12 protein-coding genes are annotated in these 16,582 nt (G+C 59.7%); 3 read left to right on the top strand and 9 right to left on the bottom strand.

The genetic code is table 11. The annotated features are described in order from the left end of the window. The 8 genes from AAFM31_RS17010 to AAFM31_RS16975 all read right to left on the bottom strand — a co-directional run. Positions 1-1,164: AAA family ATPase (locus AAFM31_RS17010; RefSeq protein ID WP_341709089.1), on the bottom strand; the 1,164-nt coding region annotated here is incomplete at its 3' end. Continuing rightward, positions 1,161-2,240, bottom strand: a complete 1,080-nt coding sequence (aroB, locus tag AAFM31_RS17005) for a 3-dehydroquinate synthase (RefSeq protein WP_341709088.1) — start codon at positions 2,238-2,240, stop codon at positions 1,161-1,163. The genes AAFM31_RS17010 and aroB, both read right to left, overlap by 4 nt. A gap of 85 nt (positions 2,241-2,325) precedes the next feature. After that, entirely contained in the window at positions 2,326-2,835 is a 510-nt protein-coding gene (gene aroK / locus AAFM31_RS17000) for a shikimate kinase AroK (protein WP_341709087.1), read from the bottom strand. A gap of 5 nt (positions 2,836-2,840) precedes the next feature. Further along, entirely contained in the window at positions 2,841-4,913 is a 2,073-nt protein-coding gene (gene pilQ, locus AAFM31_RS16995) for a type IV pilus secretin PilQ (RefSeq protein WP_341709086.1), read from the bottom strand. A gap of 56 nt (positions 4,914-4,969) precedes the next feature. Further along, positions 4,970-5,497 carry a type 4a pilus biogenesis lipoprotein PilP gene (gene pilP, locus AAFM31_RS16990; protein ID WP_341709090.1) on the bottom strand — a complete coding sequence of 176 codons (528 nt, stop codon included), beginning with the start codon at positions 5,495-5,497 and terminating at the stop codon, positions 4,970-4,972. Between the two features lie 2 nt (positions 5,498-5,499). Further along, positions 5,500-6,123 (bottom strand): type 4a pilus biogenesis protein PilO, encoded by a 624-nt coding sequence (locus AAFM31_RS16985; protein ID WP_341709085.1) that lies wholly within the window; start codon positions 6,121-6,123, stop codon positions 5,500-5,502. Continuing rightward, a complete protein-coding gene (locus tag AAFM31_RS16980) occupies positions 6,120-6,698 on the bottom strand; it encodes a PilN domain-containing protein (RefSeq protein ID WP_341709084.1) in 579 nt (192 codons plus the stop codon). Before AAFM31_RS16980 ends, AAFM31_RS16985 begins: the two co-directional genes overlap by 4 nt. Next, positions 6,698-7,762 carry a pilus assembly protein PilM gene (locus tag AAFM31_RS16975; protein WP_341709083.1) on the bottom strand — a complete coding sequence of 355 codons (1,065 nt, stop codon included), beginning with the start codon at positions 7,760-7,762 and terminating at the stop codon, positions 6,698-6,700. Before AAFM31_RS16975 ends, AAFM31_RS16980 begins: the two co-directional genes overlap by 1 nt. Positions 7,763-7,946: 184 nt before the next feature. Here AAFM31_RS16975 and AAFM31_RS16970 point away from each other — a divergent pair, with 184 nt between their 5' ends. Beyond that, a complete protein-coding gene (locus AAFM31_RS16970; RefSeq protein WP_341709082.1) occupies positions 7,947-10,346 on the top strand; it encodes a penicillin-binding protein 1A in 2,400 nt (799 codons plus the stop codon). Here the strand turns inward: AAFM31_RS16970 and AAFM31_RS16965 are convergent. Next, positions 10,301-11,251 (bottom strand): LysR family transcriptional regulator, encoded by a 951-nt coding sequence (locus AAFM31_RS16965; RefSeq protein WP_341709081.1) that lies wholly within the window; start codon positions 11,249-11,251, stop codon positions 10,301-10,303. The genes AAFM31_RS16970 and AAFM31_RS16965 overlap by 46 nt on opposite strands. 154 nt (positions 11,252-11,405) lie before the next feature. On the opposite strand from AAFM31_RS16965, the gene AAFM31_RS16960 reads away from it, so the two are divergent. Beyond that, complete coding sequence (locus AAFM31_RS16960) at positions 11,406-13,106, top strand: AMP-binding protein (protein WP_341709080.1); 1,701 nt, start codon at positions 11,406-11,408, stop codon at positions 13,104-13,106. A gap of 3 nt (positions 13,107-13,109) precedes the next feature. Continuing rightward, positions 13,110-16,391 (top strand): carboxyl transferase domain-containing protein, encoded by a 3,282-nt coding sequence (locus AAFM31_RS16955; RefSeq protein WP_341709079.1) that lies wholly within the window; start codon positions 13,110-13,112, stop codon positions 16,389-16,391. Positions 16,392-16,582: the final 191 nt, after the last annotated feature.

Genomic DNA, 16,582 nt, shown 5'->3' with positions numbered 1-16,582 from the left:
TGCAGGTGCAGGTGCAGGTGCAGGTGCAGGTGCAGGTGCAGGTGCAGGTGCAGGTTGCGGCACCGCATCCGAAGCTGCAACCTCAGGCAACGAGGGTGCCGCCTCCTCAGATGCAATAAGCTCTGGCACTTCAACCACATCCGCCTCCGGCGTGACAATGTCAACCTGCCCCTCGCTCTCACCGCTCTGAAGCGCCGGTACCGGCGGCGCAACAGGCGCTGGCGGTTCAATCTGCGCCTCGACCACAGGCTCTGGCAACTGCAGTACTGTCCGCTCAGGCTCCACAACATTGTCATCGCCCAGGTACCATGCTACGGCGATACCCACGGCCACCAATCCCACAGCGATCAGTGCCTTGAGCGGCAAGCCACCTGCCGAGCCGGCGCCCGATGAAGACGGAGCTTCCTGCATAGCCTGCAGCATGACCTGCCGACCGACCTGATTGATCGCCCCGGGCCATCCGGCGCTGCGCTGGTGAATCTCCTCAACCTGCTGATCCGTAAGCAACTCGATGCCCTGGCCCGCCCCCTCGAGGCGCTGCGCCAGATACTCGCGTGTTTCATCAACATCTAACGCAGACAGCTCAACCACATGGATACTGGCACCGTCCTCAGCGCTGCGCACGTCGGCGTACCGCTCAAGCCCCTCACTATCGACGAAGAGGAATACGCGTGGAGCATAACTGCCAGCCTCGGCAATCTCGCTCAGCATGCTGATGGCCGACGACTCCAGAAGCTCCGCGTCATCGATGACGATATACAACTGAATACCGACCAGCTCGCTTTGCTGGGCCTTCGCTAGCAAGCTAGCAACGTCTCGCTGCTCGGTATTGAGGGCCTGACAGACTTGCGCCAGCAGCGCCGCTTCAGACGCGTGCTCTCGCGCCGAAAGCACGACACACTGCACCGCATCTTTATTGCTGCTGGCGACCAATGCTTGACGCAGCAACGTCTTGCCCGCACCGACAGGGCCGGCAACAACCAGCATCTGCTCGCCATAACGAGCAAGGTGATGCAGCTCGGCTAAGACAGGCTTTCTCTTTGGGGAAAAAAATTTGAAACCGGGCGCACGCGCCGCAAAGGGGTCGTGATTAAGCTGATAGTAATCCAGCAGCTCATCTGACCGACTCACCGCACTGAAAACCTCATCAAATCCGTTGCTCATTGCTCACTTTCCTGCAAACAGGCCCGGAGCGCGCCAACGGCATAATCAGCAGTCACTTCAGCAACACCTATCTGACGCAACAGCACCAACCGCAGCTGCCCATCCAAAACCTTCTTATCGACCGCCATCAGACGCTCGAAATCACTTGCCCGCATTCCGACCGGAGCGGTTGTCGGCAAACCTGCCGCGGCAACGATCGCCTCACCACGAGCACGATCCTCCCTACTGATCCAACCCAGTCGTTCAGACAGGTCTAGCGCCATGACCATACCTGCCCCAACTGCCTCTCCGTGAAGCCAGCTTCCATAACCTTGGTGTGCCTCAATAGCATGGCCAAAGGTATGCCCCAAATTCAGGATCGCGCGAACGCCGCCCTCCCGCTCATCTTCCGCTACAACCTCAGCCTTGATGGAGCAGGAGCGCATAATCGCCTGAGTTACCAGTTCAGCATCCAGCTGACGCAACCCGGCCATGTTCCGCTCGAGCCAGCCAAGAAACTCGCTGTCCCGGATCAACCCATACTTGATGATCTCGGCCAGACCCGCGCTAATCTCGCGCTCAGGCAGCGTTTTCAGACTATCCGTATCAATCAATACGGCTTTGGGCTGATAGAAGGCGCCGATCATGTTCTTGCCAGCAGGATGGTTTATACCCGTCTTGCCGCCTACGGATGAGTCCACCTGAGATAGCAGGGTCGTGGGCACCTGAATGAAATCGACCCCCCGCTGGTAGGACGCTGCAGCGAAGCCGGTCATATCACCGATAACACCACCCCCCAGAGCAATCAGAGTGGTCCGACGGTCGTGACGAGAGGCCAACAACGCATCAAATATCTGCTGTAACGTCGCCCAGTTTTTGTACGCCTCCCCGGTTGGCAAAACGACGGAGGTAACCTTGTAACCGGAAAGCAGTTGCTGCAAAGACTCGAGGTAAAGCGGGGCGACAGTGTCGTCAGTGACAATGCAGACTTGGCGACCGGCGATATGACGAGAGAATAACTCGGCCCGGGCCATTAGCCCCGAACCGATATAAATTGGATAACTACGATCGGCTAGATCGACATTCAGACACTGCATCAGATCACTCCCCATTCAGCGGGCAAAGCATACAACAGTCACGGGAAGCAGCGATACGGGAGGGATACGGGCATGACGCCCGGACTCAGCCTTCCTGAAGGCGAGCGAGAATTGCGTTGACTACCACCTTGGGACCACGCTGATCCGTTTCGATAATCAGATCAGCGATCTCCCGATACAACGGATCACGCTTGGCCATCAGGTCACGCAGCACGGCTTCCGGATCCGCGGTCTGCAGCAACGGTCGCTGACGATCTTTCGCCGTACGCTGCAACTGCTGCTCAACGCTGGTTCGCAGATACACCACCAGGCCACCAGACTTCAGCGCCTCGCGATTAGCAGGCCGCATGACCACGCCACCTCCAGTTGCCAGCACGATACCATCTTCGTGAACCAACTCGGCGATCATCGCCTCTTCGCGCTGGCGAAATCCCTCCTCGCCTTCGACGTCAAAAATCCAGGGAATATCCGCACCCGTGCGCTGCTCGATCTCGCGATCAGAGTCCTTGAAGGGATATTTCAATTCCTTGGCAAGAAGACGCCCGATGGTGCTCTTTCCAGCACCCATCGGGCCAATCAGAAAAACGTTACGCAAAGAGATTACCTTGCCAGTGAGATCGCACCATTGTTGATAATGCGCGGCGTGAGGAAGATAAGCAGCTCACTCTTGCTCTCGGCAGTAATGTCACGACGGAACATCTTGCCAAGCAGCGGCAAATCACCAAGGAACGGCACTTTTTCCTGGGAGGTCGAGGTTTCGCTCGAGAAGACACCACCAATCACGATTGTTTCACCGTCAGCAACCAGAATGTTGGCGTTCACTTCATTCTTGCGAATAGTCGGTACACCGTTTACCTGGTTGGAGAAGTCCGGCTCGTCTTTGGTAACGATGACCTCCATGATGACTTGGTTATCTGGAGTAATCTGCGGAGTTACCTCCAGCGACAGCACTGCATCGGCAAAAGAGGTAGTGGTTGCACCGCTCGAACTTGCCTCCTGATACGGAATCTCGGAGCCCTTGAGAATCTTCGCGGTTTCCTTGTCAGAGGTAACGACCTTTGGCTGGGAAATCACCTCACCATTACCCGTGCTTTCCATCGCAGAGAGCTGCAGATCCAGAACGGTGTTGTCAGTGACGAATCCGATCCCAATACCAGAGGTAGCAGCATTGACGCCGAGATCGACAAACGGTGTGTTAGCGGTCGAGGCCAAGCCATCATCACCATACAGGCGGTATTTGTCGCTGTTGCCCAAACTCAGCTCACCACTCCAGTTAACACCCAGCGCCTTATCAAAGCCCACGTTGGCCTCAACAATTCGTGCCTCAATCATCACCTGACGCACCGGAATATCCAACTGAGTGACGATACGACGGAGTTCGTCCAGCTTTTCCTGAGTCTCCAAAGCAATAATGCTATTGGTGCGCTCATCAACTGTCAGGGAACCTCGCTGCGTGTCGGCATCTGCCGCAGTCACCGAAGCGAAAAGCTTGGCAATGTCCGCAGCCTTGGCGTAATTCACCTGAATCAGCTCACGGCGCAGCGGTGCCAGCTCAGCAATCTGCTTCTGCGCCTCAAGCTCCTGACGCTCGCGAGCAGCAATTTCATCGGCTGGCGCCACCAGCAGTACGTTACCAACCTGGCGCTTGTCCAACCCCTTGGTTTTCAGCACCAGATCCAGCGCCTGATCCCACGGCACATTCTGCAGGCGCAGGGTGATGCTGCCCTGAACGGTATCACTTGCGACCAGGTTGAGGTCAGTGAAGTCAGCGATCAGCTGAAGCACCGAACGCACTTCAATATCCTGAAAATTAAGCGACAATTTCTCGCCGGTATAGGTAAACGCGTCTGCACGACGCTGTTCGACCTCGGCGCGGGTCAGCGGCTTAAAGCTTACAGTCAGGCGATTATCGGCCTGATAAACGAGGTGCTCGTAGTAGCCAGTCGGCTCGATCACGATGGAAGCATTGTTACCGCTGCCACTGGCATTGACGAAGTTAACCGGCGTCGCAAAGTCTTTCACATCCAACTGAACGCGAAGCTCGTCAGGAAGGCGAGTATTCGGGAAGTTCAGCTTGACGCGACCACCCTGCTCTTCCACGTCGACCTTGATGCTCGGATCGGTCAGATCAATGATCACATTACCCGAACCGTCGCTCCCACGCTGGAAATCAAGGCTACTGATGGCGCGACCGCTGACAGTGGCACTCGATAGAGCAGGTTCATCGCCAGAGCGCCAGTTGCTGTTAGTCACGACCGGCGCAGAGGCAGTGGAGGTGGTCGCGGCGGCGGTGGCAGCAGAACCGACCATTACATACAGGTCGTTCCCTTCCGCGCGAGTAGTATAGGGTGCCAAACTGGTCAGGTTGATAATCAGGCGCGTCCGATCACCCGCCTCGACAACGGTTACACTTCGAGCATTACCCAGGCCCAGTTCGCGACTACGCTCTCCAAGCTTGTTTTTCACGCCCGGCAAATCAAGAGCAATACGTGCCGGCTGATCGATTGTGTACCCCTTTGGCGAACCCGTAACCGGCTCGTCAAAGCTCAGTTTAAGCTCAACCCGATCACCGGGCAGGGAAGCTACGTCCATCTGTTGAAGGTCGGCCGCAAGGGCCAGCGGACTCAGCAGTGACATCACTGCTGCGAGCGGAATAATTCTGGTCAGAGACATTTGCTTGCGTTCCACGCGTGACTGTTTGCAGTTCATGTTTTCTCTCCCTGGTTGTCCTACCCGCGCTCAGCAAGGCTGAGGGTGCGCGGTCGTTCCAACCACCCGCCTTCTCCGTCCGGCACGATTTCCACTACATCAACGCGATTTTCTTCGATCCCGGTGATACGTCCATGATTGCGCCCAAGGTAGTCACCCACCTTGACCCGATGCACACTGCCAGCGCCAGAAATCAATGCCTGCATGCCGTCAGTGTTGCTAATGGTGCCAACCATCCGGAAGCTCTCAATATTGAATCCTTCCAGGAACTGCTTGACCCGATTTTCGTCAGGCTTGATGTCCTGAGAGCCTTTCTGACGCTGAGAAAGGTCAATCTTGATCGGCGGCTGGAAGGGGCTGCGCAGAGATGCCGCACTGTAAGTGAAGGCTTCGTATGGCTCAAAGCGCGGCAAAGGTTCTATTTTTCCCGCAGGCCGGGCTCGCACCTCGTCCATAAAGCGCTGCAAGTCCGAGAAATCATTGCCGCCACATCCGCCCAGGGAAAGTGCTACCAGAACAACAGCGCAACCGGAAATTCGCTTGGTCATGTTCATTGCTGACCTCCGGCGTCGTTGTAGCGGTAGGTCTTGGCCACAATGCTCATCACCAGCAGGTCGGGGTTACCCGCGCTCACCGGACGGATATTGAAGTCTCCCAACGTCACGATTCGAGGCAGCCCAGCGACGCCGCTGACAAATGTTGCAAGGTCGTGATAGCTGCCTCGCACCACAATATTGATTGGTAGTTCGACATAAAACTGCTTGGCAACTTCAGGTCGAAGGGTGATCGACTCAAACTCCAGACCGCTGTTCAAGCCCATCTGGGTGATATCTTCCAGCAAACCGGGAACTTCACTGTCTTTAGGAAGCTGCTTGAGCAAACCGCTAAAGCGCTCCTCGATTTCCGCCAGCTGCTCCTTGTACGCTTCAAGATTGGCCGCACGGAAGGACTTGTCTTCAAACTGCTTGCGCAGGTCAACCTCTTGAGCCCGAACCCGCTCCAACCCGACCTGCAAATCCTTGAGGTGAAACTGGTAACCCGCAGCCAACAGAGCGGCAAAGACCACAATGCAAACAATGACCTTGAGCGCTCCCGGCCAGGAGCCGATGTTATTGAAGTCCAGGTCGTTAAAGTCGACCTTCTTCAAACTCTCCATAGATTGAGCAAAACTCATTGCTGCTGCTCTCCCTCAGCGGCACCGGCTCTCGGCTCGGTTTGTTTTACCGTCAACTGGAACACATTTGCCTGATCCAGAGCACCCGAGGTAACCGCCTTAACAGCAGTCAGGTTCGGCGCGGTCAGCCAGTCAGAAGCGTCTAGCTGACGCATCAGATTGGAAACACGGCTATTCGACTCAGCCCCACCCTTAATGGAAATGGAACTGCCTTTCATCCCAACGTCGGTGAAGTAGACTCCGTCTGGCAACGTCCGCGCCAACTCGTCAAAGACTCGCACGATGATAGGCCGTTTGCCCTGCAAATCCTGGATAATCTTCATGCGATCGAGCAGTTGGGCCCGACGAGCCTGAAGCTGCTCAATCTCCCTAATACGCCGATCAAGCTGGGCAATCTCGCTTTTAATGAACGCGTTGCGCGCATTCTGGTTTTCAATCTGGCCGTTGACAAAACGGTCTGCCAGAAACACCAGCGCACCCGCAAAAAGCACCACCAGCGCCAGAATGGTCAGAAATTCCTTTTTTCGTTCTTCCCTTAGCTGCTCGCGCCAAGGCAACAGGTTAATGCGAGCCATCAGTCAAAACTCCTCATTGCCAGACCGCACGCAATCATCAAGGCTGGCGCGTCATTGCTCAGAGCAACAGCGTCAACTTTGTTGGAGAGGGTCATATTTGCAAAGGGGTTGGCAACCAGAGTGGTAGTACCAATTTTCTGCTGCACCAGTTGATCCAGCCCGGGAATCGAAGCAGTTCCCCCGGCCAACAGAATGTAGTCGACATCGTTGTACTGACCGCCCGCAAAGAAGAACTGCAGCGAGCGAGAAACCTGCTGAACCACTGCGTCCTTGAATGGCCCGAGCACTTCAACCTCATAATCGTCAGGCAGGCCACCCTGTTTCTTGGCTAGCCCGGCTTCCTCCTGAGACAGGCCATAACGGCGCTGAATCTCATCAGTCAGTTGCTTGCCACCAAACAGCTGCTCACGGGTATAGATGGTGCGACCACCGCTGAGGACACTCAGCGTCATCATCGTTGCACCGATGTCGATAACCGCAATGGTTAGCTCATCGTCGCCGCCATCCAACTGACCGATCACCAGTTCGCACGCCCGCTCCATCGAGTAGGCTTCGACCTCAACGATCTTTGCCGTCAGTCCAGCCAGCGCCAAGGCAGCCTCGCGGATGTCGACGTTCTCACGGCGACATGCTGCGAGCAGCACCTCTTCTCTGGCAGGATTACGAGGAGACACGCCCTGGACTTCGAAGTCGATAGCAACTTCATCGAGCGGGTAGGGAATGTATTGGTCAGCCTCGATCTTGATCTGTTCTTCCATCTCATCAGGATCGAGCCCTGCGTCCATTTCAATCACCTTGGTGATGACCGCGGACCCGGCTACCGCAACGGCACCCTGTTTGAGGGATGATTTTGATCGCGCCAGCACCTTCTCGAGCGCCTGGCCGACGCCTTCGAGTTCGACGATGTTCTTCTCGACCACCGCGCCAGCTGGAAGAGGTTCGACCGCATAGGCCTCGACCTTGTAGCGGCCACCGGAGCGGCTGAGTTCGAGCAGCTTCACGGTGGTGGAGCTGATGTCGATGCCCAGCAGCGTATTCGCTTTTTTCTTGAAGAGCCCTAGCACAGCCAATTTCCTATCAGCATCCGACACTTACGGACGGTTTGTGTTTTCCTACATTAAATAACAGGACTTGTACAAGCGCAAATGGCTAAAACAAAAAAAATACGCTTATAATGCAGACTGTTATCCCGTTCTCGTTTAGCAATCCTGCTAACGTTCTAATTAATCAGGGAATTCCGCATCCCTTATGCGATTTCTGAAGTTTCTATTCTGGTCAGTCTTGGCACTGGCATGCGCTCCAGCCGTGGTTCTCAGCGGTGTTGCGCTATATCTGAGCCCGTCACTTCCGGATGTCGATACCCTTCGTGACGTCGAACTCCAGACTCCGTTGCGGATATATAGCACAGATAATCGGTTGATAGCAGAATTCGGCGAAATGCGCCGTTTCCCAATCACCTACGAGCAAATTCCGCCTGACTTTGTGCACGCCCTGTTGGCAGCAGAAGATGACAACTTCCTCAACCACCACGGCGTCGACCCGATGGGACTGCTGCGTGCTGCTGCAGAACTGGTGCAGACAGGTCACATTCAGACTGGTGGCAGCACCATCACCATGCAGGTCGCGAAGAACTATTTTCTGTCGAGCAAGCGGGTCTTCTCGCGCAAGCTGAATGAAATCCTGCTGGCGCTGCAGATCGAGCGCAACCTCAGCAAGCACGAAATCTTCGAGCTGTATGTGAACAAGATCTATCTCGGCAATCGCGCCTACGGCATCGAGGCGGCCGCGCAGGTCTACTACGGCAAGTCCATCAATGAACTGGCGCTGGCAGATCTCGCCATGATCGCTGGACTGCCCAAAGCTCCCTCACGCTACAACCCGGTCGCCAACCCCGAGCGCACCAAGGTTCGCCGAGACTGGATTCTCGACCGCATGCTGACGCTTGGCTATATAGATGAAGCGAGCTACCGAGAAGCAGTGGCAACTCCGATTACCGCGCGCAACCACGGCGCCAACCCGGAAATGGAAGCCCCTTACATCGCCGAGATGGCACGCCTGGAGATGGTCGAACGCTACGGTGAAGACGCCTACACCCAGGGCTTCAACGTGTACACAACCGTCGACAGCCGGCTGCAGGAAATGGCCAACAGCGCGCTGCGAGACGGCCTGCAGGAATACGATCGCCGTCATGGCTACCGGGGGCCGGAAGCCCGCAACCCGGACATCACGCTGGAACAGGGAATTTCGCTGCTCGACGGCTATCGCAGCATGGGCGGACTCGAGCCCGCACTGGTCACAGCGGTAAACAGTGACAACGTTGAGGTTCGGCTGCGTCGGGAGCAAGCCGGCATCATCGCTTGGGACGACATGAAATGGGCGCGTCCATACCTCAGCGCCAACGGCATGGGCCCGCGCCCAAACAAACCCGCAGATGTACTCAAACCGGGCGACATCATCAGGGTCAGCCGCCTGGAAGGGGACAACTTTAGCCTGGCGCAGATTCCTGAAGCACAGAGCGCACTGGTCGTCCTCGGCCCACAGGACGGCGCAATCAAGGCGCTGATTGGCGGCTTCTCGTTCCTGCAAAGCAACTACAACCGGGTCACCCAGGCCCGGCGCCAGCCCGGTTCCAGCTTCAAGCCATTTCTGTACTGTGCTGCACTGGATAACGGCTACAGCCCTGCAAGCATGGTCAACGACGCACCACTGATCTTTGTCGACGACTACCTAGACTCAATTTGGCGCCCGCAAAACTCAGGCGGCGACTTCCTTGGCCCCATTCGCCTGCGTGAAGCGCTATACCGCTCACGCAACCTGGTTTCCATCCGCCTGATGCAGGACCTGGGTGTCGACAAGGCGCTGACTTACATTGAGCGCTTCGGCTTCAGCCGCCAGGAACTGCCCCGCAACCTGTCCGCCTCTCTCGGTACCTCCGAGCTAACGCCGCTGCAGATTGCTCAAGGCTACACTGCGTTTGCTAACGGCGGTTATGCGGTCAAACCCTACCTGATCGAACGCATCGAAGACCGTTACGGCAACCTGATCGACTATGCCCGGCCGGCGATAACGCCCGAGCTGACCGAAGAGCAGACCGCGCGCCTGCAGAGTTATGCCGAACGCCAGGCAACTGCGTCGACAGAAGAGCCGGTCGCCGCGGAGCGCATTGTCGATGCGCGCACCATCTACCAGCTAAACAGTATGCTCCAGGACGTTGTGCGCCGTGGCACCGCTGTCCGAGCCAGAGCTCTGCAACGCAATGACCTAGCAGGCAAAACCGGCACCACCAACGACCAGAAGGATGCCTGGTTCTCCGGCTTCAACCCCGATCTGGTTGCCACGGCTTGGGTTGGTTTCGACCAGCCCGCCACCCTCGGTCGCCGCGAATACGGCGGTACCGCGGCGCTACCGATCTGGATGCAATTCATGGGCGCAGCGCTGGAAGGCTTGCCGGATCGCACTATTCCCATGCCCAGCGGCCTGGTAACGGCGCGCATCGACCCGGCCACCGGCCGCAGCGCACCGCCCGGCAGCAGCGACGCCTTTATGGAAATATTTAAACAGGAAGAGGCCCCGCCGCCCTACAGCGAACTGGAGATGGGCGGTTACAGCAACGGTGATGGCAGCGTCTCGCCGCTCGAACTGTTCTGAGCCAACGCATGGACCTGGCGCCGCAACCAGCGGTTGACCGGGTCGTGCTCCATTCCCTTGTGCCAGTAAAGCGTCAGACCGATCTCGGGTAGCGGCAAGGGCATGTCCAGCAAGCGGTTGCCCAGCGGCCGGTTGATCAGCTCGGCGTGACGCCGCGACATGGTCAGCAGCAAGGGCGTCTGTGCCACTACCAGGCTCGCCGCCTGGTAACTCTGGCACTGCTGCACCACGTTGCGCATCAATCCCAGATGCCCCAGCGCCAGATCCTCGTAGGACAAGCCACGCCGCCAGGACGCCACCGCGATATGTTCGGCGGCCATGTAGCTATCGGCTGTCAGCTCACCCGAAAACTGCCGCCCGGCAACCACGCACAACGGCTCTTTGACCAACTGCATCTGCCGCAGGCTGGCGTCGGCAGGTCGCGCAATCTGCACCGCCAGATCAATTCGCCCGGCCGCCAGCTCCAGCTTCAACTCGGACCAGCGCACACCGACCGTGCGTACCCGACTGCGCGGCGCCAATTCACGCAGCCGGGTCAGCAATGGTGGAATCAGCACCGGCTCCAGTTGCTCCGGCAGACTGATGGTAAAGGTGCGCGCGTCCTCTTGGGGATCAAACTGCTGCAGATAGCCGAGACTTTGCTGCAGCCGACTCAGACTGTCGATAATCCCGGGCGCCAGTCGCATTGCCGCCGCCGTCGGAGTGACGCCGCGCCCCTCGCGCACGAACAGCGGGTCGGAAAAGTGCTCACGCAGGCGCGCTAGGGAATGACTGACCGCAGACTGACTGACGTGCAGCACCGCCGCCGCACGAGTCAAATTCCGCTCGCGGTAAACCACCTCGAATACCCGGAACAGATTGAGGTCTATCCGGGCCAATGATGGGGAATCATTCTTTTCACTCATCAGCAAACACCTGCACCATGGGCTGTAGCCCAGAGATTACGCGCCTGCAGCCGAACCATGAATAGCAATCATGATTCTGAATGAATATTGATCGCTTCTTATCCGCCTCCACAGCTCCTAAGCTTGAGCGATAACAACAGCAAGAGGCACGGACATGCACGAGCAGGACTATCTCGACACCCTCAAGGCGATTCAGGCCATGGTCTGGCCGGCGGGCAAGCCGACCACCCCTGTCTACCCGCAGGGTGAACGCCCGCTGACCGAGTACCTTGCCCACTGGGCCAAGACCACGCCGGACCGCGTTGCAGTCCATTTCTACGGCCATCAACTGACCTACGCCGAGTTGGACGACCTGAGCAATCGCTGCGCCGCCCTGCTGCAGGCCCAGGGCATCAAACCCGGAGACCGAGTTGCGGTGTTCATGCCCAACTGCCCGCAGTTGCATATCGCCTTTTACGGCATCCTCAAGATGGGCGCGATCCACGCGCCGGTCAGCCCGATGGCCAAGGGTATGGAGCTGAGCTATCAGCTGAACGACTGCGGCGCCCGCGCCATTATCTGCTTTGACCAGCTGCTGCCGGTGGTGCGCGACGTTCGCGAGCAGACCGCGCTGGAGCAGGTATTCACCACCAGCCTGTCCGAACTCTGCCCGGCGCAGCCGCCGATTCCCGTGCCGGATCTACTGCAGGCACCCAAGCTGCCGATCACCGACAGCATCGACTTGATGCCCGCCCTGGCAGCCACCACGCCTGCGCCGCAGAATCTGCCCAGGCTGAATCTGGATGACACTGCCGCCCTCAACTACACCGGCGGCACCACTGGCCTGCCAAAGGGCTGCATTCACACCCACGGTGACATGCTCTACACCTGCGCCAGCTTTGTTCCGGTTGCCATGGGCTTTGCCGAGGAGCGCATCGGTCTGAACTTCATGCCCGAGTTCTGGATTGCCGGCGAAAACTCCGGCCTGTTGTTCCCGGTGTTTGCCGGTACCACCCTGGTACTGCTGGCCCGCTGGGATGCGCTGACCTTTATGAGTGCGATCCAGCATTACCGCGTCACCCAGACCGGCCTGCTGGTCGACAGCGCCTCCGAGGTACTCGATCATCCGCAAGTTGGCGAGTTCGACTTCAGCTCGCTTGAAACCACCAGCTGCGTCTCCTTCATCAAAAAGCTGACTCCGGAATACCGCCGCCGCTGGCGCGAGCTGACCGGCTGCACGCTGTTCGAAACCAGCTTCGGCATGACCGAAACCCACACCTGCGACACCTTTACCGCCGGCCTGCAGGATGACGATTTCGACCTGAAATCCGAGCCCACCTTCGTCGGCCTGCCGGTGCCCGGCACCGAATTCAAGGTCTGCGACTTCGAGACCGGCGCACTGCTGCCGCTGGGCAGCGAGGGCGAGCTGTGCCTGCGCAGCCCCTCCCTGCTCAAGGGCTACTGGAACAAACCCGAGGCCAGCGCCGAGGCACTGCGCGACGGTGGCTGGCTGCACACCGGCGACAGCGGCGTGATCACCGAACAGGGCTTTATCCGCTACCTCGGCCGGCGCAAGGAGATGCTCAAGGTCAATGGCATGAGCGTGTTCCCCAGCGAACTGGAAGCCATGCTCGGCCAGCACCCGGATATTCTCGCCTCGGCGGTCATCGGCAAACCCGACCCGCAACGCGGCCAGACGCCGCTCGCCTTTATCATCACCAAACCCGGCAGCCAAGCCAGCGCTGAGTCGCTACGCGACTGGTGCAAGCAGGCAATGGCGATCTACAAGGTGCCGGAGATTCGGCTGGTGGATACACTGCCGATGACCGCGACCGGCAAGGTCAAGAAACAGGAACTACAGGACTGGATCAACTAACCCATGGCATTCAACCGCATTCTCATCGCCAACCGTGGCGAAATCGCCATTCGCCTGGCCCGTGCCATCGCCGACTGCGACGCCACCAGCGTTGCCGTTTACGCCGAAGATGACGCCCAGTCGCTGCACGTGCGCAGCGCCGATCAGGCCATCGCGCTGCAGGGCCAGGGCGTTGCCGCCTATCTGGACGCGGCCCAGCTGATTCGCATCGCCAAAGAGCAAGACTGCGATGCGATCCACCCCGGTTACGGTTTTCTCAGCGAAAACGCCGACTTCGCCCGCGCCTGCCAGCAGGCCGGCATCACCTTTATCGGCCCGGCCCCGGACGTGCTCGACACCTTTGGCGACAAGGCCAGTGCACGCCGGCTGGCGCAGCAGCAAGGCGTGCCACTGACCCAGGGCACCAACGAGCCAACCACACTGGAGCAGGCCCGCGACTTTATGCAGTCGCTCGGCGACGGCGCCGCAGTGATGCTCAAGGCACTGGCCGGTGGCGGCGGACGCGGCATGCGTGCGGTGCACAATCTTGCCGAGCTGGACGACGCCTTCGCTCGCTGCAGCTCCGAGGCTACCGCCGCTTTCGGTCGCGGCGATCTGTATGTCGAACGGCTGATTCGCCGGGCCCGGCATATCGAAGTGCAGATCATCGGCGACGGCTCTGAAGTAGCCCATGTCTGGGAGCGCGACTGCACCCTGCAACGCCGCAACCAGAAGCTGCTGGAAGTGGCCCCGGCGCCAACCCTTGATCCGGCTGTGCGTGAGCAACTGCACGCCGCCGCCTGCACCCTGACCCGCGCGATTGGCTACCGCGGCCTGTGTACCGTCGAGTTTCTGCTCGACGAGGAGCGCGGCGACTTCGTGTTTATGGAAGCCAACCCGCGCATTCAAGTCGAACACACCGTGACCGAAGCGGTGACCGGTCTGGATCTGGCGGTAACGCAGATTCAGCTCGCCGCCGGCAAGACCCTGGAGGAACTGGGCCTGACCCAGTCCGACATCCCCGCCGCCCGCGGTTTTGCCGTGCAGCTGCGCATCAATCTGGAAAGCATGTCCGCCGACGGCAGCACCCGCCCGGCCGGCGGCACACTCAGCGCCTATCAGCCCCCCAGCGGCCCGGGCATCCGCGTCGATGGCTACGGCTACGCCGGTTACACCACCAGCCCGCGCTACGACTCGCTGCTGGCCAAACTGATCGTGCACGCGGGCGGAGACTATCCGAACACCCTGCGCCGCGCCTACCGCGCGCTGTGTGAGTTCCGCCTGGAAGGCGCCGCCAGCAACCTGCACCTACTGCAGAACCTGTTGCAGCACCCGCAAGTGCAAGGCAACGACGTAACAACCGCCTTTATCGAGGCCGAAGCGGCCAGCCTGACCGCCGCCCACGCCAGCGCCCATCCGCATCGTTTCTTCAAAGGCAGCACCAGCGCCGCCGCCAGCAGCACGCAAACCGACGCGCCTGCCGGCACCGAGCCGCTGAACGCGCCGGTACAGGGCGTACTGGTCAGCCTCGATGTGCAGGTTGGCGACAGCGTGGCGGTCGGCCAGCAAGTCGCGATCATGGAAGCCATGAAGATGGAGTTCGTGGTCAAGGCGACCCAGAGCGGCATCGTCCGCGCGCTGGCGGCCAGCGCCGGCGATAGCCTGTTCGAAGGCAGCGCCCTGCTCTATCTGGAGCCCGCCGAAGTGGCCGGCAACGCCCAGCAGGATGAAGAGAGCGTTGCCATCGACCATATCCGTGCGGACTTGCAGGAAGTGCTGGAGCGCCGCGCCGAGCTGACCGACGAGCGCCGCCCGGACGCCGTGGCCAAGCGCCGCAAGACCGGCCAGCGCACCGCCCGCGAGAACCTCGCCGATCTGCTCGACGAGGGTAGCTTCATCGAGTACGGCGGCTTTGCCCTGGCAGCCCAGCGCTCCCGCCGCACGCACGAAGAGCTGCTGAAGATGAGCCCGGCCGACGGTCTGATCAACGGCATCGGCACCATCAATGCCGACAAGTTCGGCGAACACGCCGCCCGCTGCATGGCGCTGTCCTACGACTACACGGTGTTCGCCGGCACCCAGGGCGTCACCAACCACAAGAAAACCGACCGCATGCTGGAGCTAGCAGAGCAGTGGAAACTGCCGCTGGTGTTCTTCACCGAAGGCGGCGGCGGCCGCCCCGGCGACATCGACAAGGTCGGCGTGGCCGGGCTGGATTGCACCACCTTCATGCGCATGGCGCGGCTCTCCGGCATGGTGCCGACGGTGGGCATCGTCTCCGGCCGCTGCTTCGCCGGTAACGCCGCGCTGCTCGGCTGCTGCGACGTGATCATCGCCACCGAGAACGCCACCATCGGCATGGCCGGCCCGGCGATGATCGAAGGTGGCGGCCTGGGTCGCTTTACCCCGGAGCAGGTCGGCCCGACCAGCATGCACGGCCCCAATGGCGTAATCGACGTGCGGGTGCAGGACGAGGCCGAGGCCACCGCGGTGGCCAAGCAGTACCTGTCCTATTTCCAGGGTGACCTGACGGAATGGGAAGCGGCGGACCAGCGCGAGCTGCGTCATCTGATCCCCGAGAACCGCCTGCGCGTGTATGACATTCGCAAGGTTATCGAAACCCTGGCCGACCGCGGCTCGGTGCTGGAGCTACGCCGCGAGTTTGCTCCGGGACTGATCACCGCGCTGATCCGCATCGAAGGCCGTGCCTTCGGTCTGATCGCCAATAACCCGATGCATCTGGGCGGCGCCATCGACGCGGTAGCGGGCGACAAGGCCGCACGCTTTATGCAGCTGTGTCAGGCCCACGGCCTGCCGCTGGTCTCGCTGTGCGACACCCCCGGCTTTATGGTCGGCCCGGACGCCGAGCAACAAGGCACGGTGCGCCATGTCTCGCGCATGTTCGTCACCGCTGCCAGCCTGAGCATTCCGTTCTTCACCGTGGTGCTGCGCAAGGGTTACGGTCTGGGCGCACAGGCAATGGCGGCGGGCAGCTTCCATGCGCCGATGTTCACCATCGGCTGGCCGAGCAGCGAGTTCGGCGCCATGGGTCTGGAAGGCGCGGTTCGACTCGGCTACTCGAAGGAGCTGGCCGCCATCGAAGACGAGGGCGAGCGTCAGGCCACCTTCGAGAAACTGGTCGCCGAGCTATACCAGCGCGGCAAGGGCATCAGCATGGCCAGCTTCCTCGAGATCGACGCGGTGATCGACCCGCTGGAAACCCGTGACTGGCTGATGCGTGGCCTACACTCGGCCCCCGACGAGTCGCTACTCAAGGGGACCCGACCGTTCGTTGATACCTGGTAACCAGGGACGGTTGCTGTTTCGTTTGTCCGCCTGCCTGCCGGAGGCTAGTTTTCGGCCAGGCAAGGCGGAGGGAGTGCAGTGAGGTCATCCCACATAAGCGACCAACAACGCAGCATGGCCGAAAAATAGCCCCGGCCCTTAGGGAAACGCTGCACAAATCAGCCATCTGCCTGAGTACCCAGCCCCGAGTA

Origin of the sequence: Halopseudomonas sp. (assembly GCF_038130085.1) — a bacterium.
Lineage (GTDB): Bacteria > Pseudomonadota > Gammaproteobacteria > Pseudomonadales > Pseudomonadaceae > Halopseudomonas.
This window is presented reverse-complemented; position numbering and strand designations above follow the sequence as displayed.

Excerpts from the sequence above, each read along its gene's own strand:
- AAFM31_RS16985 (WP_341709085.1), bottom strand. The coding sequence starts at position 6,123 with ATGAGTTTTGCTCAATCTATGGAGAGTTTGAAGAAGGTCGACTTTAAC.
- AAFM31_RS16970 (WP_341709082.1), top strand. The coding sequence starts at position 7,947 with ATGCGATTTCTGAAGTTTCTATTCTGGTCAGTCTTGGCACTGGCATGC.
- AAFM31_RS16955 (WP_341709079.1), top strand. The coding sequence starts at position 13,110 with ATGGCATTCAACCGCATTCTCATCGCCAACCGTGGCGAAATCGCCATT.
- pilP (WP_341709090.1), bottom strand. The coding sequence starts at position 5,497 with ATGACCAAGCGAATTTCCGGTTGCGCTGTTGTTCTGGTAGCACTTTCC.
- pilQ (WP_341709086.1), bottom strand. The coding sequence starts at position 4,913 with ATGTCTCTGACCAGAATTATTCCGCTCGCAGCAGTGATGTCACTGCTG.
- AAFM31_RS16965 (WP_341709081.1), bottom strand. The coding sequence starts at position 11,251 with ATGAGTGAAAAGAATGATTCCCCATCATTGGCCCGGATAGACCTCAAT.
- AAFM31_RS16980 (WP_341709084.1), bottom strand. The coding sequence starts at position 6,698 with ATGGCTCGCATTAACCTGTTGCCTTGGCGCGAGCAGCTAAGGGAAGAA.
- aroB (WP_341709088.1), bottom strand. The coding sequence starts at position 2,240 with ATGCAGTGTCTGAATGTCGATCTAGCCGATCGTAGTTATCCAATTTAT.
- AAFM31_RS16960 (WP_341709080.1), top strand. The coding sequence starts at position 11,406 with ATGCACGAGCAGGACTATCTCGACACCCTCAAGGCGATTCAGGCCATG.